Annotated in this window: 1 protein-coding gene; it reads right to left on the bottom strand. The window is 70.3% G+C overall.

Going from position 1 to position 25003, the window contains the following annotated elements:
- Positions 1-15 precede the first annotated feature (15 nt).
- A complete protein-coding gene (locus HNR20_RS03155; protein ID WP_311736867.1) occupies positions 16-24945 on the bottom strand; it encodes a type I polyketide synthase in 24930 nt (8309 codons plus the stop codon).
- Positions 24946-25003 lie beyond the last annotated feature (58 nt).

Genomic DNA, 25003 nt, shown 5'->3' on the forward strand with positions numbered 1-25003 from the left:
CTGCGGCAGGTGGGATCAGGACTGGCCGAGTTCGCTGTCGAGCATGTCGAACAGCTCGTCAGCGGTCGCCGTTCGCAGGTTGTCGGTGGCGGTCTGCTCGCCGTTGTCCCGCGTCGCGGTCCACTTGGCCATGACGTCACGCAGCCGGGCGGTAATGCCAGCGCGGTCGTCGATCTCGCCGCTCAGCGCGTTCAGCAGCGCTTCCAGCTTGTCAATCTCCGCGTAGGCGGACAGCGAGGTCATGGCGTGGTCCTGGCCGAACTGACCCGCCAGATGTTCGGCGAGCAGTGCCGGCGTCGGGTAGTCGAAGATCAGCGTGGCCGGGAGCTTGCGGCCGAGGGACGCGCCCAGCTGGTTGCGCAGTTCCACCGCGGTCAGCGAGTCGATGCCGATCTCCAGGAAGCCGCGCTGTGGCAGGACCTGCTCGGCGCCCGCGAATCCGAGCACCCCGGCGGTGTGCCGGCGGACCGAGTCGAGCAGGGTGTCCAGCCGCTCGCCGGAGCTCATCGCGGTGAGCCGTGCGGCGAGGTCGTTGGGTCCGCTGTTCCGCTGTGCCCGGCGGCGGGTGCCGCTGCGTACGAGTGTCCGGAACAGGTGCGGTGTCTCCGTCTCGCGCCGAATCGCCGCGAGGTCGAGGCGCATCGGCACGAGCAGACCACCATGTGCCCAGCCAACGTCGAACAGTCGCAGACCGTCGGCGTCACTCAGTCCGGCGACCCCGGACCGGTGCAGGTCCCCGCCCATGCCGTCGGCCTGCTCCCACAAGCCCCAGGCCAGAGACGTCCCGGCCAGCCCGGCCGCGGTCCGCTCGGCCATCAGCGCGTCCAGGAAGCTGTTGGCCGCCGCGTAGGCGCCCTGACCCGGGTTGCCGACGACCCCGGCTGCGGACGAGAACACCACGAACATGTCCAGGTTCCGGTCAGCCGTCAGCTCGTGCAGGTGCTGGACCGCATCGACCTTCGGTGCCAGCACACGGTCCAGCCGTTCGGGTGTCAGGGACGTGATCAGTCCGTCGTCCAGCACACCGGCGGTGTGCACCACACCGGTCAGATCACCAATGCCGGTCAGGACGGCGGCCACTGCGGCCCGGTCTGCCACGTCGCAGGCGACGACGTTCACCGCGGCGCCCAGCCCGGCCAGCTCGGCGGCCAACTCCGAGGCACCCGGCGCTTCCGAGCCCCGGCGGCTGGTCAGGGTCAGACTCCGCACCCCGTGCTCGGTGACCAGGTGCCGGGCCACCAGCGCGCCCAGCGCACCGGTGCCACCGGTGATCAGTACCGTGCCCTCGGTTGGGACCGGGGAAGGTTCGACGGTTTCCCGGACCAGACGCGGGGCCTGCCACGCGCCGTCGCGGAACCTCAGCTCCGGCTCGCCAGCGGCCAGAGCTTCGGCCAGCATGTCGGTGGTGGCCTCGGCGCCGCCGAGGTCGAGCAGGACGAATCGATCCGGATTCTCTGCCTGCGCAGAGCGGACCAGCCCGAACACCGCCGCCGCCGCTGGGCTGGCGTCGGTGGCGACGAAGGCCAGGCGGGAGCCGAGTTCCAGGTCCGCGGTGAGGCGCTGTTGCAGCAGTGCCAGAGCGGAGGCGGTCAGGTCGTGCGCCGCCCGGGCGGGTCCGGCGGCGGCGAGGGCGGGCAGCGGAACGAGTACGACCTCCGCCTCGGCGACGTCGGCCAGGTCCTCGTACACCTTGGCCTCCAGGCCCGGCAGCGCCTCGCCCAGAGTCGCCCAGGTCGCGGGTGGCATGCTGGCTCCGGCCGAGATGGTGACCCAGTCGCGACGGAACATCGTGTCCAGGTTGCCGCCGGGGGTGGCCGACGCGCGCAGCACCAGCCGCTCCACCTGAAGGACCGGCGTACCTGTCTCATCGGTGATGGCCAGAGCGATCGCGTCGGTGCCGGCCGGCGACATCCGTACCCGCAGTGTGGCGGCGCCCGTGACGTAGAGGCTCACTCCCGACCACGCGAACGGCAGCGCCGGAGCGTCACCGACGCCACCGACGAAGCCGCCCAGCGCGACAGCGTGCAACGCCGCGTCGAACAGCGCCGGATGCAGGCCGAAGCCGTCGACGGCGGCACCGTCGGGCAGTGCCACCTCGGCGCAGATCCCGTCCCCGGTACGCCAAGCGGCGCGCACACCCTGGAACATCGGGCCGTAGACCAGTCCGGCGTCGGCGAGCATGTCGTACAGGCCATCGGTGTCCAGCCGCTCGGCGTTCGCGGGGGGCCAGGCCTCCGGGTCGGCCGGCGCTGCCTTGGTCTGTGCGGTCACCAGTCCGTGGGCGTGCCGGGTCCAGTTGTCGGCGTGCTCGGCCTGCGAGTACACCGAGACCGCGTGACTGGACTCGTCCACGGTCACCCGCAGCGTCACCGCACCCTGCGCCGGCAGCACCAGGGGCGCCTCAATTGTCAGCTCCTCGACCGTGCCGCAGCCCACCTGGTCACCGGCGTGGATCGCCAGCTCGACGAGCGCGGCGCCGGGGACCAGGATCGTGTCACCGAGCTGGTGCTCGGCGAGCCATGCGTGGGTGTGCACGGAGAGTCGCCCGGTCAGCACCACCGTGTCGCTCTCCGGCAGCGTCATCGTGGCACCGAGCAACGGATGGCCGGTCACGCCGAGACCGAGGCCTGCGGCGTCAACGGCGGCGGTAGCCGGTGCCTCCAGCCAGTACCGCTCGTGCTGGAAGGCGTACGTCGGTAGGTCAGCCGGGCGGGCGGCACCGACGGGCAGGATCAGGTCGACCCCGATCGTGTGCAGGCTCGCCAGGGCAGCGACAAGAGTCGCTGCTTCGTCACGACCACTGCGCAGGGCTGGGACCACCCGGACCGCGGCCGAGTCGGTCAGGCTCTGCTGCGCCATACCGGTGAGCACGCCATCCGGCCCGAACTCCAGCAGTGCGGTCACGCCCCGCTCGAGCACAGTGGTGACGCCGTCGGCGAACCGGACCGCCTCCCGGACGTGCCGCACCCAGTACCCGGGCGAGGCCAGTTCGCTGGGCAGGGCGAGTTGGCCGGTGACGTTCGAGATCACCGGCAGGTGCGGCTGTGCGAACGTGAGCCCGTCCAGGACCCGCTCGAATTCGGCGAGCATCGGTTCCATCAGCGGCGAGTGGAACGCGTGGCTGACGTTGAGGCGGCGGACCCGTACGCCCTCGCTCCGCCACGCCTCGATCAGGCTCAGCACCGCGTCCTCGGCACCGGAGATCACCACCGAGGCCGGGCCGTTGATCGCGGCAATCGACACCCGTTCGTCCAGGGCCGCCTGCACGGTCTCCTCGTCCAGGGCCACGGCGGCCATCGCGCCGCCGACCGGCAGTGCCTGCATCAGCCGGCCGCGGGCGCCGACCAGCGTGCACGCGTCGGGCAGGGACAGCACCCCGGCCACATGCGCGGCGGCGATCTCACCGATCGAGTGGCCGATCAGGCAGTCCGGTCGCAGACCCCACGACTCGGCGAGGCGGTACAGCGCGATCTCCAACGCGAAGATGCCGGCCTGCGCGAACTCGGTCTCGTCCAGCCGTGCTGCGTCCTCGCCGAAGACGACCGACCTGACGTCGCGGGGCAACAGGTCGCACACCTCGTCGAAGGCGGCGGCGAACACCGGGAACGTGTCATACAACCCACGGCCCATGCCGAGTCGCTGACTACCCTGACCGGTGAACATGACCGCGGTCCGGACCGGCCCGGCCTCCCCGGTCACCACGACCGCGGAGGGTTCGCCAGCGGCTAGAGCGGCCAGGCCGGCCAGCCGGGTCGCGCGGTCCTCGCCGAGCAACGCGGCACGATGCTCGAACCTGGTCCGGCTCAGCAGTGCCCGGGCGACGCCGACGTCCGTGGCGTCCGGGTGCTCGGCCAGGAATCCGGCGAGGCGCGCGGCCTGGTCCCGCAGGGCGGCCTCGGACTTCGCCGACAGGATCCAGGGTACGGGCACGTCGGCGATCGGCTCCGCAGCGGGCGGCGCGGGCGGCGCCTCCTCCAGGATCACGTGGGCGTTGGTGCCGCTGATCCCGAACGAGGAGATGCCGGCCCGGCGTGGACGGTCGACGGCCGGCCACGGTCGTGACTCGGTCAGCAGCTCGACCGCGCCCGCCGTCCAGTCGACCTGCGGGGTGGGCTCGTCGACGTGCAAGGTCTGCGGCAGCACTCCGTACCGCATGGCCTGGATCATCTTGATGATCCCGGCGACGCCGGCAGCGGCCTGGGTGTGCCCGATGTTGGACTTGATCGAGCCAAGCCGCAGCGGCTCGGACCGGTTCTGTCCGTACGTGGCGAGCAGCGCCTGCGCTTCGATCGGGTCACCCAGCCGGGTGCCGGTGCCGTGTGCCTCGACCGCGTCGACGTCAGCCGGGGAAAGCCCGGCGTTGGCCAGGGCCTGCCGGATGACGCGCTGCTGCGATGGGCCGTTCGGCGCGGTCAAGCCGTTCGACGCGCCGTCCTGGTTGACGGCGGAACCGCGCACCACGGCCAGGATGCGGTGGCCGTTGCGCTGCGCGTCGGAGAGCCGCTCCAGCACCAGCATGCCGACACCCTCGGACCAGCCGGTACCGTCCGCCGCACCCGCGAACGCCTTGCACCGACCGTCGCGGGCAAGGCCGCGCTGGCGGGAGAAGCTGGCGAAGGTGTCCGGCGAAGGCATCACGGTGACGCCGCCGGCCAGCGCCAGGTCGCATTCGCCGCGGGCCAGCGCCTGCGCCGCGAGGTGCAACGTGACCAGCGAGGATGAGCAGGCGGTGTCGACCGTGACCGCGGGTCCCTCGAAACCGAATGTGTACGAGATGCGGCCGGAGGCCACACTGCCCGAGGTGCCGGTGCTGAGGAAGCCTTCCACCTCGTCCGGGATCGCCGACAGCCGCGAAGCATAGTTGTGGTACATCACGCCGGCGAAGACACCGGTCTGGCTGCCGCGTACCGAAACGGGGTTGATCCCGGCGGACTCGAACGCCTCCCACGAGGACTCCAGCAGCAACCGCTGCTGCGGATCCATGGCCAGGGCCTCCCGCGGCGAGATGCCGAAGAATCCCGGATCGAAGTCCGCGGCGTCGTAGAGGAACCCGCCTTCCAGGGCGTACGAGGAGCCCGCCCGGTCGCTGTCCGGGTCGAACAGGCCGGCGAGGTCCCAGCCTCGGTCGTCGGGGAACGCGCCGATGCCGTCACGGCCGGAGGCGACCAGCTCCCAGAGTTGTTCCGGTGAGGTCGCTCCACCCGGATAGCGGCAGGCCATACCCACCACCACGATCGGATCCTCGGTGACCGCGCTCGCCACCACCGGCGCGGCAACCGCGTCATCACCAACCGCCAAGCCAAGGATGAACTCCGCAGCCACAGTGGCCGTCGGATAGTCGAAGACCAACGTCGCCGGCAGTCGCAACCCGGTGACCGACGCCAACCGATTACGCAACTCGACCGCCGTCAACGAGTCGAAACCCAACTCCTTGAACGCCGAACCCGGACCGACAGCGTCCGGCCCGGCATAGTCCAGAACCTCAGCTACCGCCGTACGAACCAGCGTCAACACAGTCTCCGCGCGGTCGCCCGACGGCATCGCCAGCAACCGCTCGACCCAACCGCCCTGCTGGGCGGTGCGTCGGGTGCGGCCACGAACCAACGAACGGAACAGAGGCGGCACGTCACCACCCGCACGAAGAGCAGGAAGGTCAAGACGCATCGGCACCAGAACCCCGCCCTGCGCCCAGCCCTCATCGAACAGCGCCAACCCCTCAGCCTCAGACAAGCCCGGCACACCATCAACACCCGCACCCATACCGGCCTGATCCCACAAACCCCACGCCAAAGACGTACCGACCAACCCGGCCGCATTGCGCTGCCGGATCAGCTCGTCGAGAAAACTATTCGCCGCCGCATAATTCCCCTGACCGACATTCCCCACCACACCAGCCGCCGACGAAAACACCACAAACATTTCCAAGTCACGGCCAGCCGTCAACTCATGCAAATACCACGCTCCATCCACCTTCGGCCCAAACACCCGACCAACCCGCTCCGACGTCAACGACGCAACCAGCCCGTCGTCAAGAACACCGGCGGTATGCACAACCCCACGCAGATCCGCGATCCCCCCAAGAAGCCCAGCGACCGCCTCACGATCAGACACGTCACACGCCACCACCCGCACCACCGCGCCCAACCCCGACAACTCATCGACCAAGCCCTCCACACCAGGCGCCCCCACCCCCCGGCGACCCGTCAACACCAAACTCCGCACCCCGTGCTCCACCACCAAGTGCCGCGCCAACAAGCCACCCAACGCGCCCGTACCACCCGTCACCAACACCGTCCCCGCCGCCGGCACCCGCACCGACACACCACCCACCCCACGCACCAAACGCCGGGCCTGCCACACCCCCTCCCGCAACCGCAACTCCGGCTCGCCCACACCCAGAGCACCCGCTACCAACTCATCCGTCACCGCCACATCACCCACGTCGACCAACACAAACCGACCCGGACTCTCACTCTGCGCCGACCGCACCAACCCGAACACCGCCGCCGACACCACATCCATCCCCCGCGCCACCACCACCAACCGACCAGCACCACTCACCGACTGCACCCGACTCAACACGTCCCCCACCACCGCACGCACCCCATCAACCACACCACCCACAACCCGCTCCAACACCACCACCTCAAACACCTCAGCCGACACCGGCACCGACATCGGCGCCACATCAACCCAATCAACAGCGAAGAGGTGATCCGCCGGGCCACGGGTTTCCATGGCTCGGAAGTGGAGCTTGCGAACCTGCGCCACGGCGTTTCCGGTGCTGTCCGCAATGGTTAGCGAGACCGCGTCCGGGCCTGCGGGAGCGAGCCGTACGCGCAACGCCGTGGCGCCGACAGCGTGCAGACTCACTCCGTTCCAGGCGAACGGGAGTCGGGTCCGCCCCTCTTCAGCGGAGCTGACGAAGCCGCCAAACGCGGCGGCGTGCAGGGCAGCGTCGAAGAGTGCGGGGTGCAGCCCGAAGCCGGTCACCGACGTCGTCTCCGGCAGGGAGATCTCGGCGTAGACCTCGTCGCCCTTCCGCCAGGCGGCGTGCAGGCCCTGGAAGATGGGCCCGTAGTGGAGTCCGGTGTCGGCGAGGTCGTCGTAGAGGTGCCCGGTGTCGAGTTGTTCGGCGTTCGACGGCGGCCAGGCGGTCAGATCGGCTGCGCCGGCCGGTTCGGCCGTGGTGACGACGCCGCTCGCGTGCCGGGTCCACGGGTCGTCCGAGGCTGCGGTGTCCGGGCGAGTGTGGATGGCGACGGCCCGGTTGTCGTCCACGGTGACGCGCAGCGCGAGCGCGCCCTGGGCCGGGACGATCAGCGGCGTGTGGATGGTGAGCTCGTCGACGGTGCCACAGCCAACCTGGTCACCTGCGTGGACCGCGAGCTCGGCGAGCGCTGCGCCGGGGAGAATCACCTCGTCGCCGACCCGGTGGTCGGTCAACCACGGATGCGTCTGCACGGACAGCCGACCGGTCAACACGACCGTGTCGCTGTCGGGAACCGTGACGACAGCGGTCAGCAGCGGGTGCCCGGTCGCGGACTGACCCAGGCCCGTGGCGTCTCCGGTGCCGGCGCTGCTACGCAGCCAGAACTCCTGATGCTCGAACGCGTAGGTCGGCAGGTCGACGAGTTTCGCCCCCCGGCCGGCGAACACACCAGCCCAGTCCAGCTCCACCCCCACCGTATGAAGACCACCGAGCGCGGCAGTGAACGACTCCGCCTCGTCACGACCGTCCCGCAGAGCAGCGACCGCGAACGTGTCGTCGACCATCGCGGACAGCACACCGTCCGGACCCAACTCCAACAGGGCGGTCACACCCATCCCCGCCACCGTCGCCAGACTGTCCGCGAAACGGACCGCTTCCCGCACGTGCCGCACCCAGTACTCAACCGAACCGCAGTCCGCGACCTCACCGGTCAGGTTCGACACCACCGGCAGGCGCGCCGCCCCGAACGTCAGGCCCTCCAACACCGTGGTGAACTCCGCCAGCATCGGCTCCATCAAAGGCGAATGGAATGCGTGACTCACCGCCAGACGGCGCACCCGCACACCCTCAGCACGCCACCGCCCCACCAACTCCTCAACCGCACCCTCATCACCGGAGATCACCACCGAGGTAGGGCCATTCACGGCAGCGATCTGCACCCGCGCAGCATCTCCCCGCAAGGCCGCGGCGACCGTCGCCTCATCCAGGCCGATCGCCGCCATCGCCCCACCCGCAGGCAGAGCTGCCATCAACCGACCACGCGCGCTAATCAACACGCACGCATCCGCCAGGGAGAACACGCCCGCGACGTGCGCCGCGACGATCTCCCCCACCGAGTGACCGAGCAACACCTGCGGGCGCACACCCCACGACTCCGCAAGCCGGAACAACGCCACCTCGACGGCGAACAACGCCGGCTGCGCGTACTCCGTGTTGTTCAACAGGTCGGCGTCATCCCCGAACACCACCGACTTCACATCACCCGGGAGCAGGTCGCACACCTCGTCGAACGCTGCCGCGAACACCGGGAAGGTGTCATACAAACCCCGACCCATACCCAAACGCTGACTGCCCTGACCGGTGAACATCACCCCCAACCACGCCTCCACCGCCACCCGCGGCGACACCTCAAACGAACCAGCCTTGAGCACCGCACGATGCTCGAAACGAGTCCGACCGGCCAGCGTCCACCCGATGTCGACCGGCGAGATCTCCGGATGCGCCGCGACGAAATCGCTGAGCCGAGTTGCCTGGCCCCGCAGAGCCGGCTCGGACCTCGCCGACAACACCCACGGCACCGGACCACCCACCGAAGACTCCGGGACAACCTCGGCCGGAGGCTCCTCCAGAATCACGTGCGCGTTCGTGCCACTGATCCCGAACGACGAGACACCAGCCCGACGCGGACGATCCGTCGCCGGCCAGGGCCGCGACTCGGTCAGCAGGGACACCGCCCCGGAGGACCAGTCCACCTGCGCTGTCGGCTCGTCGACGTGCAGGGTCTTCGGCAGGGACTCGTGCCGGAAGGCCTGGATCATCTTGATGACACCCGCGACTCCGGCGGCGGCCTGCGTGTGGCCGATGTTGGACTTGATCGAGCCCAGCCAGAGCGGCTCGGACCGGTTCTGTCCGTACGTGGCGAGCAGCGCCTGCGCTTCGATCGGGTCACCCAGCCGGGTGCCGGTGCCGTGTGCCTCGACGGCGTCGACGTCGGCCGGGGACAGCCCGGCGTTGGCCAGGGCTTGCCGGATGACGCGCTGCTGTGACGGGCCGTTCGGCGCGGTCAAACCATTCGACGCACCGTCCTGATTCACCGCCGAACCCCGCACCACCGCCAGGACACGGTGACCGTTGCGCTGCGCGTCGGAGAGTCGCTCCAGCACCAGCATGCCGACACCCTCGGACCAGCCGGTGCCGTCCGCCGCACCCGCGAACGCCTTACACCGACCGTTACGCGCCAACCCCTGCTGCTGCGCGAAACTCGCGAACGTGTCCGGCGTCGGCATCACCGTGACACCACCCGCCAACGCCAGATCACACTCACCCCGACCCAACGACTGCGCCGCCAAATGCAACGTCACCAACGACGACGAACACGCCGTATCAACCGTGACCGCCGGACCCTCGAACCCGAAGGTGTAGGAGAGGCGCCCCGACACCACGCTCGTGGAGCTGCCGGTGCCGAGGAAGGCTTCGACGCCTTCGGGTACGCCCACGACTCCGGCGGCGTAGTTGTGGTACATCACGCCGGCGAAGACACCGGTCTGACTGCCGCGTACCGAGACGGGGTTGATCCCGGCGGATTCGAACGCCTCCCACGAGGACTCCAGCAGCAACCGCTGCTGCGGATCCATGGCCAACGCCTCACGCGGGGAAATCCCGAAGAATCCCGGATCGAAGCCCGCCGCGTCATAGAGGAAACCACCAGCCACCTCGTAGACCGTGGTGTCCAACAGATCCGCTACATCCCAGCCTCGGTCGTCGGGGAACGCGCCGATGCCATCCCCACCAGTGGCAACCAGCTCCCAGAGTTGTTCCGGTGAGGTCGCTCCACCCGGATAGCGGCAGGCCATACCCACCACCACGATCGGATCCTCGGTGACCGCGCTCGCCACCACCGGCGCGGCAACCGCGTCATCACCAACCGCCAAGCCGAGGATGAACTCCGCAGCCACAGTGGCCGTCGGGTAGTCGAAGACCAACGTCGCCGGCAGTCGCAACCCGGTGACCGACGCCAACCGATTACGCAACTCGACCGCCGTCAACGAGTCGAAACCCAACTCCTTGAACGCCGAACCCGGACCGACAGCGTCCGGCCCGGCATAGTCCAGAACCTCAGCTACCGCCGTACGAACCAGCGTCAACACAGTCTCCGCGCGGTCGCCCGACGGCATCGCCAGCAACCGCTCGACCCAACCGCCGGCGGTGCGCCGCGCGGCACGCCGTCCAGAGACCCGGACCAGCGAACGGAACAGGTGCGGGATCTCTCCGGGAGTACGCCGCAGCGCGGCGAGGTCGAGGCGCATCGGTACGACAAGCCCGCCCTGCGCCCATCCGGCGTCGAAGAGACGCAGGCCGTCGGTCTCGGTGAGTCCCGCGACGCCGGCGCGGTGAACGTCGCCACCCATGCCGTCGGCCTGCTCCCACAGGCCCCACGCCAGGGACGTACCGACCAACCCGACCGCGTTGCGCTGCCGGATCAACTCGTCGAGGAAACTGTTCGCCGCCGCGTAGTTACCCTGCCCACCGCCACCCAGCACACCCGCCGCCGACGAGAACACCACGAACATGTCCAGGTCTCGACCCACAGTCAGGTCATGCAAGTAATACGCCGCATCGACCTTCGGCCCGAACACCACATCCAACCGCTCCGACGACAACGACGTAACCAACCCATCGTCAAGAACACCCGCGGTATGCACCACCCCACGCAGATCCGCGATCCCCCCAACAAGCCCAGCAACCGCCTCACGATCAGACACATCACACGCAACCACCCGCACCACAGCACCCAACGCCGACAACTCCGCGACCAGCCCCACAGCCCCCGGAGCATCCAGGCCACGACGACTGGTCAGCACCAAACTCCGCAGGCCGTGCTCCACCACCAGATGCCGCGCCAACAACGCACCCAACGCACCCGTACCACCGGTGATCAACACCGTGCCGTCGGCCGACACCGAAACCGGCGACGCCACCACACGGACCAGACGCGGAGCCAACCAACGCCCATCCCGAAGAACAAGCTCCGGCTCACCGCTACCCAACGCCACACCCAGCAACTCAGACGTCACCGGCGTGGCACCCAGGTCGAGCAAAACGAAACGCCCCGGATTCTCCGTCTGCGCCGAACGAACCAAACCCTGCACCGCAGCGTCCACCGGCCCAGAACCAGCCGTCACAAACACCAACAACGACTCGCCGAACCGATCCTCACCAACCCACCGCTGCACCAACGCCAACGCCGCCGCCACAGCCTCATGAGCCGAACGCACCACCCCAACAGCAGAATCAACCAACGACGGAACGACCACCACCGCCGGAACCCGACCATCGAAATCATCGTCGGTCGTCGTCCAATCCCCATCCCAGATACTCGCAGTGGCGACCTCGGCCCACTCCAGGCCGAACATCGCATCCTGGACCGTGGAGAGCCGCGCCGACTCCAGAGGACGCAGCACCAACGACTCAACGGAGAGGACCGGGGATCCGGCGGCGTCCGAGGCCAGTACCGACACTGCGCCGATTCCGGCCGGGGTGAGCCGCACTCGCAGCACGGAGGCGTCGGTGGCGTACAGGTTCACCCCGCTCCACACGAACGGCAGCCACGGGCCCGAGCCTGCGGTGTCGACGACGCCGCCGAGGGCAATGGCATGTAGGGCCGCGTCGAACAGCGCCGGGTGCAGGCCGAAGCCGGTCACCGCCGTGCCATCGGGCAGCTCCACTTCGGCGAAGACCTCGTCACCGGCACGCCACGCCGCACGAACACCCTGGAACACCGGACCGTAACCCAGACCAGCATCACCCAACACGTCATACAGACCATCGACGTCGAGCGACTCGCCACCGGCCGGCGGCCACACCGCCAGATCAGTCGGGACACCGGCCACCTGCGCCGAGACCGTGCCGTGCGCGTGCCGAGTCCACGAATCGTCACCGTCCGCCGGACGGGAATAGATCGACACCGCCTGCGTGGACGCATCCACAGTCACCCGCAGCACCACCGCACCCTGCTCCGGCAACACCAACGGCGCCTCGATCGCGAGTTCCTGCAGGGTGCCGTAGCCGGCCTGGTCGCCGGCGTGGATCGCGAGTTCGATCAGCGCTGTGCCCGGCACGAGGATCGTGCCGGCAACCCGATGTTCGGCCAGCCAAGGATGCGTCTGGACGGACAGGCGGCCGGTCAGCAGCACGGTGTCGCTGTCGGGCAGGGACACCGCCGCACCGAGCAACGGGTGGCTGCTCTGGCCCAGACCGAGCCCCGACGGGTCACCAGTCCCGGTAGGCGCGTCAAGCCAGTACCGCTGATGCTGGAACGCATAGGCCGGCAGATCAACCAGCCTGCCGCCCCGGCCGGCAAACACACCAGCCCAGTCCAACTCCACACCCACCTCGTGCAGACCACCGAGCGCGGCAGTGAACGACTCCGCCTCATCACGACCATCCCGCAACGCCGAGACCGCGACCGTGTCATCCGCCATCGCCGACAACACACCGTCCGGACCCAACTCCAACAGCGCGGTCACACCCATACCCGCAACCGTGCTCAAACTGTCCGCGAAACGGACCGCCTCCCGCACGTGCCGCACCCAGTACTCAACCGAACCGCAGTCCGAAACCTCACCCGTCAGGTTCGACACCACCGGCAGGCGCGCCGCCCCGAACGTCAGGCCCTCCAACACCGTGGTGAACTCCGCCAGCATCGGCTCCATCAAATGCGAATGGAACGCGTGACTCACCGCCAAGCGGCGCACCCGCACACCCTCAGCACGCCACCGCCCCACCAGCGCCTCAACAGCTTCCTCGTCGCCGGAGATCACGACCGAGGTGGGGCCGTTCACGGCAGCGATCTGCACCCGCTCACCCAAGGCCGCATCTGCCCGCAAGGCCGCGGCAACCGTGGCCTCGTCCAGGCCGATCGCCGCCATAGCCCCACCCGCAGGCAGAGCTGCCATCAACCGACCACGCGCCGCGATCAACGTGCACGCATCCGACAGAGAGAACACACCCGCGACATGCGCGGCGACGATCTCCCCCACCGAATGGCCGAGCAGCACCTGCGGGCGCACACCCCACGACTCCGCAAGCCGGAACAACGCCACCTCGACGGCGAACAACGCCGGCTGCGCGTACTCCGTGTTGTTCAACAGGTCGGCGTCATCCCCGAACACCACCGACTTCACATCACCCGGGAGCAGGTCGCACACCTCGTCGAACGCTGCCGCGAACACCGGGAAGGTGTCATACAAACCCCGACCCATACCCAAACGCTGACTGCCCTGACCGGTGAACATCACCCCCAACCGCGCCTCCACCGCCACCCGCGGCGACACATCGAACGAACCAGCGTTGAGCACCGCACGATGCTCGAAACGAGCCCGACCCGCCAACGTCCACCCGATATCGACCGGGGAGATCTCCGGATGCGCGGCAACGAAATCACTGAGCCGAGTTGCCTGATCCCGCAGAGCCGCCTCGGACCTCGCCGACAACACCCACGGCACAGGCGCCGACACCAAAGACTCCGAGGCAACCTCGGCTGGAGGCTCCTCCAGAATCACGTGCGCGTTCGTCCCACTGATACCGAACGACGACACACCAGCCCGACGTACACGCTCACCCCGAGGCCACGGCCGCTGCTCGGTCAGTAGGGACACCGCCCCGGACGACCAGTCCACGTGCGGCGACGGCTCATCGACGTGCAACGTCTTCGGCAACACCTCATGCCGCATCGCCTGCACCATCTTGATGACCCCAGCCACCCCGGCAGCCGCCTGCGTGTGACCCAGGTTCGACTTGACCGACCCCAACCACAACGGCTCCGACCGGTCCTGCCCATACGTCGCCAACAACGCCTGCGCTTCAATCGGATCACCCAGCCGGGTGCCGGTGCCGTGCGCCTCGACCGCATCCACATCCGCCGCCGACAAGCGGGCATTCGCCAAAGCCTGCCGAATCACCCGCTGCTGTGACGGACCGTTCGGCGCGGTCAAACCATTCGACGCACCGTCCTGGTTGACCGCCGAACCCCGCACCACCGCCAGGACACGATGGCCGTTGCGCTGCGCGTCGGAGAGCCGCTCCAGCACCAACATGCCGACACCCTCGGACCAGCCGGTGCCGTCCGCCGCACCCGCGAACGCCTTGCACCGACCGTCGAAGGCCAGCCCGCCCTGGATGGCGAAGTCGAGGAACGTGTCCGGCGTCGGCATCACCGTGACACCACCGGCCAACGCCAGGTCACACTCGCCTCGACCCAGCGACTGCGCCGCCAAGTGCAACGTCACCAACGACGACGAGCACGCCGTATCAACCGTGACCGCAGGGCCCTCAAATCCGAACGTGTACGACACCCGCCCGGAGACGACGCTGCTGGAGTTTCCCGTGCCGAGGAAGGCACCGACACCATCGGGAACCTCGGTCAGCCGGGCCGCGTAGTTGTGGTACATGACGCCGGCGAACACACCGGTCTGACTGCCACGGACCGAGGACGGATCAATGCCCGCCGACTCGAACGCCTCCCACGACGCCTCCAGCAGCAACCGCTGCTGCGGGTCCATGGCCAACGCCTCACGCGGCGAGATCCCGAAGAAGCCGGCGTCGAAGGCGGGTGCGTCGTGCAGGAAGCCGCCCTCCAACGTCCGTTCGACGCCCGGCCGCTCCGGGTCCGCGACGAACCGGTCGGCCGGGTCCCAGCCGCGGTCAACCGGGAACGCCGTCATCCCGTCCCGGCCGCGGAGCAGCATCTGCCACAGGTCCTCCGGGCCGGTCACCCCGCCCGGGTACCGGCAGGCGAGGCCGACGATGGCGATCGGGTCGTCGGAGGTGCGCGCGGTGGCAACCGCCGTACGGTCGGGCGCCGCCGAACTGCCGAGCAACTCGCTCTCCAGGTACTCGACCACCGCCAGCGTGCTCGGGTAGTCGAAGACGAGGGTGGCGGGCAACCGCAGGCCGGTCGCGGCCGACAGTTGGTTGCGCAGCTCCACGGCGGTCAGCGAGTCGAAACCGAGGTTCTTGAACGCCCAGGTGGGCTGCACCGCGTCCGGGCTGGCGTGCCCGAGCACCGCCGCGACCTGAGTCCGTACCAGATTCAGGATCGTCTCGTGCCGTTCGGCCTCGCCGAGCGCGGCCATCTGCCGCGCCCAACCGTCGCCGCCGGCACCGCGGCGGGCGGACTTGCGGCCGGTGGTACGCACCAACGAGCGGAACAGGTGGGGCACCTCGGTCGCCGTGCGCCGCAGCGACGCGAGGTCGAGACGCATCGGCAGGGCCACGGGGTCCTGTCCGAGCTGGGCGGCGTCGAAGAGGGCCAAGCCCTCGGCGTCCTCGAGGCCGCGGGCGCCGCCGCGCTGCAAACGGGACCGGCCGGTGTCGTCCAGGCTGCCGCCCATGCCCTGCGACTGCGCCCACAGGCCCCACGCCATGGACACGGCGGGCAGACCCTCGGCACGACGGTACTGGGCGAGCGCGTCCAGGAAGGTGTTGGCGGCGGCGTAGTTGGCCTGACCCGCGCTGCCGAGGATGCCGGCGGCGCTGGAGAACAGCGCGAACATCGCCAGGTTGCGGTCCCGGGTCAGCTCGTGCAGGTGCAGAGCAGCGTCGGCCTTGGGGGCGAGTACGTCCGTCAGGCGGCTCGGGGTCAGCGAGGTGACCAGCCCGTCGTCGATGACACCGGCGGTGTGCACGACGCCGGTCAGCGCGGGGAGGTGTGCCAGCAGGGCGGCCAGCGACGCGCGGTCGGCCACGTCGCAGGCGGCCACCTCAACGGTGGCGCCCAGGGTGGTGAGTTCTGCGACCAGGTCGTCGGCCCCCGGTGCGGCGGGTCCCCGGCGGCTGGTCAGGACCAGGTGACGCACGCCGTACGCGGTGATCAGGTGCCGGGCCACCAGCGCGCCCAGTGCACCGGTGCCTCCGGTGACCAGCACCGTGCCACCTGGCTCCAGGGCGGGACGTTCGGGCTGCGCGGCGGTGGTACGAACGAGTCGCGGCGCGCGCAGCACCCCGTCCCGTACGGTCAGTTCGGGTTCGCCCGTCTCGACGGCGGCGGCGAGCAGTTCCCCGCCGGCCGCGCCGGCGACGTCCACCAGGACGAAGCGGCCCGGGTTCTCGCTCTGCGCCGAACGGACCAGTCCCCAGACCGGTGCGTGCACCAGGTCGGTGATGTCGTCACCGGCCGCGCCCGAGGTGATCAACACGAGACGCGACCCGGCACAGCGCTCGTCGGTGAGCCACTGCTGCATCAGGGTGAGCACACCCGTGGCCGCGGCATGCATCGCGGCTGGCAGCTCGGCGTCCGGGGCGGGCGGGAGCGGCACCAGTACCGTCTCCGGCACCTCGGCTTCGAGCAGGGAATCCAGATCCGGATGGACGCCGGCCTCGACGCCAGGGATGACCGGGCCGAGCACCGCCCAGGAGGGCTGGGTGGTGACGGTGACCGGCAGCTGCACCCAGTCGAGCCGGAACAGGGCGTCGGTGACGGCCGGTGCCTGTGCCAGTCGGTCGGTGTCCACCGCGCGGAAGACCAGCCGGTCGATGGCGGCGACCGGGGCTCCGGTCCCGTCGGCGACGTTGATCGTCAGGCCCTCGTTGGCGCGGGTGAGGTGGACCCGCAGGGCCGACGCGTCCCGGGCGTACAGGGTGACTCCGGTCCAGGCGAACGGGAGGCGCGGCGCGTCCTGCTCCGCCGCCGGGAAGCCGAGTGCGTCGGCGTGCAGGGCGGCGTCGAGCAGCGCGGGGTGCAGCCCGAATCCGGCGACCGAGGCGGTCTCCGGGAGCTCCACCTCGGCGTACACGTCGTCGCCGCGACGCCAGGCGGCCTGCAGTCCCTGGAACATCGGGCCGTAGCCGAAGCCGGCTGCGGCGAGGTCGTCGTAGAGCCCGGCGGCGTCGAGCGGCTGCGCGCCGGCTGGCGGCCATTCCTGCAGCTCCGGCGGCGCGACGGGCGTCTCGATGGTGAGGAGACCGCTGGCGTGCCGGATCCAGGCGTCGTCGATGGCCGCGTCGGCGCGGCGGGAGTAGATGGCGACAGGACGCGAGGTCGCACCAGCGGAGCCCTCGACGGTCACCCGCAGGACGACCGCGGCACGCGTCGGCAGGACCAGCGGCGCCTCGATCACGAGTTCCTGCAGGGTGCCGCAGCCGACCTGGTCACCAGCGTGGACGGCGAGGTCGACCAGGGCGGTACCGGGCAGCAGGACGGCGCCCGCGACCTGGTGGTCGACGATCCACGGCTGGCTCTGAGCGGAGATGCGGCCGGTGAGCACGACCGTGTCGCTGTCGGGCAGGGCGACAGCGGCGCCGAGCAGCGGGTGGCCGGTCGCGGACTGGCCGAGGCCGCTCGCGTCACCGGCCGCGGGGGCGGCGCGCAACCAGTAGCGCTGGCGCTGGAAGGCGTAGGTGGGCAGGTCGATCGTGGTGGTCGTCCGGCCGGCGAACACGCCGTGCCAGTCCAGTTCGAGGCCGCTGGTGTGCAGGCCGGTGAGCGCCGCGGTGAACGCGGCGATCTCTTCGCGGCCCTTGCGCAGCGCCGCGGCGACGGCAAGTGGCGTGTCGCCGGCGCTCTCCCGGGCCAGGCCGGAGAGTACGCCGTCCGGGCCCAACTCCAGCAGGGCAGTCACGCCGCGGGCGAGCACCGCGGTGATGCCGTCGGCGAAGCGGACGGTGTCGCGGACGTGCCGGACCCAGTACGCGGGCGAGCACAGCTCGTCAGTCGTGGCCAGGGCGCCGGTGACGTTGGAAACGACCGGGATCCGCGGCGCCGCGAAGTCGAGGTGGGCCAGGACCCGGCCGAACTCGTCGAGCATCGGCTCCATCAGAGCGGAGTGGAACGCGTGGCTGACCCGTAGCCGGTGGACCCGCTCCCCGGCGGCGCGCCAGGTTTCGACCAGGTCCTCGACGTGGTCCGCGTTCCCGGAGATCACCACCGAGGTGGGGCCGTTGACGGCCGCGATCGAGATCTGGCCGGCCGAGGCGGCTATCGCCTCGGCGACGGTGGCCTCGTCCAGGGCGACCGCGGCCATCGCGCCACCGCCGGGCAGCGCCTGCATCAGCCGGCCGCGGGCGGCGACGAGCACGCACGCGTCAGCCAGCGAGAGGACGCCGGCCACGTGGGCCGCCACGATCTCGCCGATGGAGTGGCCGATCAGGCAGTCCGGCACGACGCCCCACGACTCGGCCAGGCGGAACAGCGCGACCTCGACGGCGAAGAGCCCGGCCTGTGTGAAGACGGTGTCGTCGAGGTCGCCGGCGGTCGAGTCGGTGCCGAACACGACGTCGCGCACGGACGCGCCGAGTTCGTTTTCGAGCAGCTCGCATGCCTGGTCGAAGGCGGTGGTAAAGACCGGGAAGGTGTCGTACAGCCGACGACCCATGCCGACGCGCTGACTGCCCTGGCCGGTGAACATGACGGCGACGCGGGCGGCGGCCGGGGCGACGCCGGCGAGCGTGCCGAGGCCACCCTGGCCCTCGGCCAGGTCCGTCAGACCGTGCAGTAGTTCGGTGTGGTCGGCGCCGAGCACGACGGCGCGGTGCGGGAACCGGGCCCGGGTCACGGCCAGGGAGAGGCCGACCTGGGCCGGGTGCGTGTCCGGTGCGGCGGCGACGAACTCGGCGAGCCGGGCCGCCTGGTCACGCAGGGCCGCCTCGGACAGGGCGGAGAGCACCCATGGCACGACGACGCCGTCCGGAACCGTCGGTTCGGCCGCCGTGGGGGCCGCGGCGGGCTGTGGCGCCTGCTCGATGATGGTGTGCACGTTGGTGCCGCTGACACCGAACGATGAGATGCCGGCCCGGCGGGGGCGTTCGGTGCGGGGCCACGGCTGGGCCTCGGTCAGCAGTTCGACCGCGCCGGCCGACCAGTCCACCTGCGGGGTCGGTTCGTCCACGTGCAGGGTCGGGGGCAGGTAGCCGTGCCGAACCGCCTGCACCATCTTGATCACGCCGGCGACGCCGGCCGCGGCCTGGGTGTGCCCGATGTTCGACTTGATCGAGCCCAGCCACAGCGGCCGCCCCTGCGGACGGTCCTGCCCATAGGTGGCCAACAGCGCCTGCGCCTCGATCGGGTCACCCAACCGGGTCCCGGTGCCGTGCGCCTCCACCGCGTCCACGTCAACCGGCGACAGCCCCGCGTTCGCCAACGCCTGCCGGATGACCCGCCGTTGCGACGGGCCGTTCGGCGCGCTGAGGCCGTTGCTGGCGCCGTCCTGGTTGATCGCCGACGAACGCAGTACGGCCAGCACCTCGTGGCCGTTGCGTTCGGCGTCGGAGAGACGTTCGAGCAGCACGAGCCCGGCGCCCTCGCCCCAGCCGGTGCCGTCGGCGGCGCCCGCGAACGCCTTGCAGCGGCCGTCCACCGCGAGGCCGCGTTGGCGGGCGAACTCGACGAACGCTCCGGGGCTGGCCATCACTGTGACGCCGCCGGCCAGCGCCAGGCTGCACTCGCCGCGCCGCAGCGACTGCGCCGCGAGGTGCATGGCAACCAGCGACGAGGAGCACGCGGTGTCGATGGTGATCGCGGGCCCTTCCAGGCCCAGCACGTAGGAGACGCGCCCAGAGATGACGGCGGTCTGGCTGCCGGTGATGAAATAGCCCTCGGAGCCTTCCGGCGCCTCGTACGCCTCGGAGCCGTACCCCTGGGCGGTCGCGCCGACGAAGACACCGGCCGGGGTACCGCGCAGCGAGTGCGGGTCGATCCCGGCCCGCTCGAAGGCCTCCCAGGCGATCTCGAGCAGGATGCGCTGCTGCGGGTCCGTGACGATGGCTTCGCGCGGGCTGATACCGAAGAAGGTGGCGTCGAAGTCGCCGGCGTCGTAGACGAAGCCGCCGTCACGGGCGTACGACTCGCCGTCCTCGCTGTCGCCGTCGTTCCAGCCGCGGTCGGCGGGGAACGGCGCGATCGCGTCGCGGCCCTCGACGGCGAGTTCCCAGAGCTGCTCCGGGGTGCGGACGTCGCCGGGGAACCGGCAGCTCATCGCCACGATGGCGATCGGCTCGTCGTCGGCGGCCACCATGCTTCCCACGATCGGCGCGGGCGTGTCGTGGGCGCCGAGCGCCTCGGCCAGCAAAAAGTCGGCGACGGCGTACGCGTTCGGGTGGTCGAAGACCAGGGTGGACGGCAGACGCAGGCCGGTCGCCGCGTTGAGCCGGTTACGCACCTCGACCGCGGTCAGTGAGTCGAAGCCGAGGTCACGGAAGGCCGAGGCGGGCTGGATCGCGTCGGTGCCGGAGTGGCCGAGCACGGCGGCGGCCTGCGACCGGACGATCTCGAGGACCACGTCGCGCCGTTCACCGGCGGGCAGGACGGCCAGCCGCTGGGCAAACTCGGTGCCCGCCTCGATGGACGGCGGCTGCTGCTGGGCCTGGGTCTGCTGCCGTACGTCGGGCAGGTCACCGATGAACGGCCGGGGTCGGGCGGCGGTGTATGCGGGGGCGAAGCGTTCCCAGTCCATGTCGCAGATCGACACGGTGGTCTCTTCGTGCTCGACGGCCTGCACCATGGCGAGCACGGCGAGCCGCGGATCCATCGGCTTGAGCCCGAGGCGCAGCACGGCGATCTCGTCGCCGGTGGCGCCCATGCCGCCACCGGCCCACAGGCCCCAGGCGATCGACGTGGCGGTCAGGCCGCGGGCGCGCCGCTGCTCGGCGACCGCGTCCAGGGCGGCGTTGGCCGCGGCGTACGCGCCCTGGTCGGCGCCGCCCCAGACCGCGGCGTTCGAGGAGAAGAGTACGAACGCGTCGAGCGGGGTGTCGCCGAGCAGTTCGTCGAGGTGGGCGGCGCCGGCGGCCTTGGCGGTGATGATCGCCGCGGTCTGGTCGAGGTCGGTGTCGGCCAGCGCGGCGGTGTCCCCCACCCCGGCCGCGTGTACGACCGCGGTGAGTGGCTCGTCGCTGTCCTGGTTGGTCTCGGCGAGGACGGCGGCCAGCGCGTCGCGGTCGGCGGTGTCGGCGGCCACGATCGTGACGCGGGCGCCGAGGGCGGCCAGTTCGGCGCTCAGCTCGTCCACGCCGGGGCTGTCGGCGCCACGGCGGCTGCACAGCACCAGGTGACTCGCCCCGTTGCCGGCGGCCCAGCGGGCGACGTGCCGGCCGAGCGCGCCGAGGCCACCGGTGATCAGGATGGTGCCGCGCGGGGTCCAGCCTTCTCCGCCGGCCGAGTCGATCAGCGAGGCGCGCTGGAAGCGACGGCCGAACATGCCGCTGGCGCGTATGGCGATCTCGTCGTCGTCACCGGCGCCACTGAGCGCGGCGGCGAACTGGGCGAGGCTGCGCTGCTCGGCCGCCGGTGGCAGGTCGATCAGGCCGCCCCAACGGTCCGGGTGTTCCAGACCGGCGACCCTGCCGAGGCTCCAGATCTGCGCCTGGGCGGGAAGGGCAGCCGCGTCGGCTCCACTGGTGGAGACCGCGCCGCGGGTTCCCAACCACAGTGGGGCGTCGATTCCGGCGTCGCCGAGAGCCTGCACGAGGGCGAGGTTTCCGTTGAGCCCGCAGGGCACGGCTGGATGGTCGGGGTGCGGGGCGTCGTCGAGAGCGAGCAGGGAGAGGATGCCGGCCGGCGGTGTGGCGGCGGCGAGCTCGCGGATCCGATCGGCGAGCGCCGCGCGGGTGATTTCCGCCGCGTCGCAGGAGAGGCGGATCGTGTTGCCACCGTGCGCGGCGATGGTGGTCTCGGCACCGTCCATCCAGTCGTTGGCGACGCCGTCGGGGGTGATCAGGAACCAGGTGCCGCTCAGCGCGGTGGTTCGGGTCGGCAGCGGTTTCCAGGTGACGCGGTAGCGCCAGCGATCGATCGTCGAGCGGTCCTGGTACTGGCGACGCCAGGTGGCCAGAACGGGGAGCGCGGAATCGACCCATTGCTGTTCACCGGCGTCTAGCGCGGCCTCGAGCGCGGCGGTGTCCTGGCGGTCGACGGCGTCCCAGAAGCGGAATTCCTCGGGGGCCATCTCGTGGACGTTCCCGGCGGTGCGTTCGTCGTCGGCTTCCTCGAGCCAGAAGCGTTGATGCTGAAACGCATACGTCGGCAAATCCACCACCGACCCACCAACACCCAACACCCCCGACCAATCCACATCCACACCCGCCGCGAAAACCTCACCCGCCGACAACAACAACCGCCCCGCCCCACCCTCACCCCGCCGCAACGAACCCACCACCGACACCCCACCACCCACACCCTCCACCACATCCTGAACCGCCATCACCAACACCGGATGCGCCGACACCTCCACCACCACACACCCCACACCCGCAACCCCCAACGCCACACCCAACGCACCCTCAAAATCCACCCGCTCACGCAAATTCCGATACCAATAACCCCCACCCAACTCCGACCCATCCACCAACCCACCCGACACCGACGACACCATCGCCACCGACCCCGAAACCCCCGACACCGACCCCAACAACCCCACCAACTCCGACTCCAACACCTCCACCTGAGCCGAATGCGACGCATAATCCACCGGCACCCACCGCGCCCGCACCCCCTCACCCTCACACCACCCCACAAACTCAGCCAACAACCCCACCTCACCCGACACCACCACCGACGACGGACCATTCACCACCGCCACCGACAACCCACCACCCCACCGACCCAAAACCCCCTCCACCACACCCACACCCGCCGCCACCGACACCATCCCCCCACCACCGGCCAACCCCACCAACAACCGCGACCGCAACGCCACCACCCGCGCCCCATCCCGCAACGACAACACCCCCGCCACCACCGCCGCCGCAATCTCCCCCTGCGAATGACCCACCACCACCGACGGCACCACACCCAACCCCGCCCACACCCGCGACAACGACACCATCACCGCCCACAACACCGGCTGCACCACATCTACCCGCTCCAACGACGGCTCCCCCACCACCCCCCGCAAAACCCCCACCAACGACCAATCCACAAACTCCGACAACGCCACCTCACACTCACCCATCGCCCCCGCAAACACCGAAGACGACTCCAACAACTCCACCGCCATCCCCACCCACTGCGACCCCTGACCCGGAAAAACAAAAACCACCCCACACCCCGAACCCCCACCCACACCCGACACCACACCCGACACCGGACCACCACGGCCGAAGTCGGTGAGGTTGCGCAGCAGCTCGTCGCGGCTGTCGCCCACCACGACGGCGCGGTGGTCGAACAGTGAGCGCGACGACAGCAGGGAACGGCCGATGTCGGCCGGGTCGAGATCGGGCCGCTCGGTCACCCAGCGTGCGAGCCGCTCGGCCTGTCCGTGCAGGGCGGCCGGGGTCTTGGCGGACAGGACCCAGGGCACGACCGGCCCGTCCAGGTCGCGACGCTGGGTTGACGCCTCGGGCTCCTCGGCCGCCGCAGGTGGCGCCTCTTCAAGGATGACGTGGGCGTTGGTGCCGCTGATGCCGAACGACGAGACACCCGCACGGCGCGGACGCTCCGCGATCGGCCACGGCTGCGACTCGGTCAGCAGGGCGACCGCACCCGCCGACCAGTCCACCTTGGAAGACCTCTGGTCGACGTGCAGGGTGCGCGGAAGCATCCCGTGCCGCATCGCCATCACCATCTTGATCACCCCGGCGACGCCGGCCGCGGCCTGGGTGTGCCCGATGTTCGACTTGATCGAGCCCAGCCACAGCGGCCGGCCCTCCGGACGGTCCTGTCCGTAGGTGGCGAGCAGCGCCTGCGCCTCGATCGGGTCGCCGAGGGTGGTGCCGGTGCCGTGCGCCTCGACGACGTCGACGTCGGCTTCGGTGAGCCGGGCGTTTGCCAGGGCCTGGCGGATGACGCGCTGCTGGGAGGGACCGTTCGGCGCGGTCAAGCCGCTGCTCGCGCCGTCCTGGTTGATCGCCGAGCCGCGCACGACGGCCAGTACCCGGTGCCCGTTGCGCTGGGCGTCGGAGAGCCGTTCGAGGACCAGCATTCCGACGCCCTCGGCGAAACCGGCGCCATCCGCGGCATCCGCGAACGCCTTGCATCGGCCGTCGGGCGCCAGGCCACGCTGCCGGGCCAGGTCGACGAAGGTGTCCGGGGTGGACATGACGGTGGTGCCGCCGGCCAGCGCCAGGGTGCAGTCGCCGTTGCGCAGCGCCTGTGCCGCCAGGTGCAGGGTGACCAGCGACGACGAGCAGGCGGTGTCGACCGAGACGGCCGGACCCTCCAGGCCCAGGGTGTAGGAGATGCGTCCGGAGGTGACACTGTAGGCGTTGCCGACGCCGAGGTAGCCCTCGATGTCAGCGGGGATGGTGTCGAGACGGGCGGCGTAGTCCTGGTACATGACTCCGGCGAAGACGCCGGTGCGGGTGCCGCGCAGCGTCTGCGGGTCGATCCCAGCCTGCTCCAGCGACTCCCAGGCGACCTCGAGCAGCAGCCGTTGCTGCGGGTCCATGGCCAGCGCCTCCCGCGGGGAGATGCCGAAGAACGCCGGGTCGAAGTTGGCGGCGTCGTAGAGGAAGCCGCTCTCCCGGGTGTAGAAGGTGCCCGGCTGGTCGGGGTCCGGGTGGTACAGCGCGTCGAAGTCCCAGCCGCGGTCGGTGGGGAACGCGGAGACGACGTCGCGCTCCTCGGCGACGATGCGCCACAGCTCCTCAGGAGAGCCTGCGCCGCCCGGGTAGCGGCAGCCGATCCCGACGATCGCGATCGGCTCGTGTCGCCGCTCGTCCGCCTCGTCCAGCCTTTGCTTGGTCTGCTGCAGGTCGGCCGTGACGCGCTTGAGGTATTCGCGAAGTTTCTGCTCATTCTGCATGTACGGCAACCTCTTCGATACGGCAGCACGACCGGGCTGGACTCAGGTCAACGGAAGC

Source organism: Micromonospora parathelypteridis (assembly GCF_014201145.1).
GTDB classification, from domain to species: Bacteria; Actinomycetota; Actinomycetes; order Mycobacteriales; family Micromonosporaceae; genus Micromonospora; species Micromonospora parathelypteridis.

Coding starts and splice junctions, on each gene's coding strand:
- HNR20_RS03155 (WP_311736867.1), bottom strand. CDS start 24,945: ATGCAGAATGAGCAGAAACTTCGCGAATACCTCAAGCGCGTCACGGCC.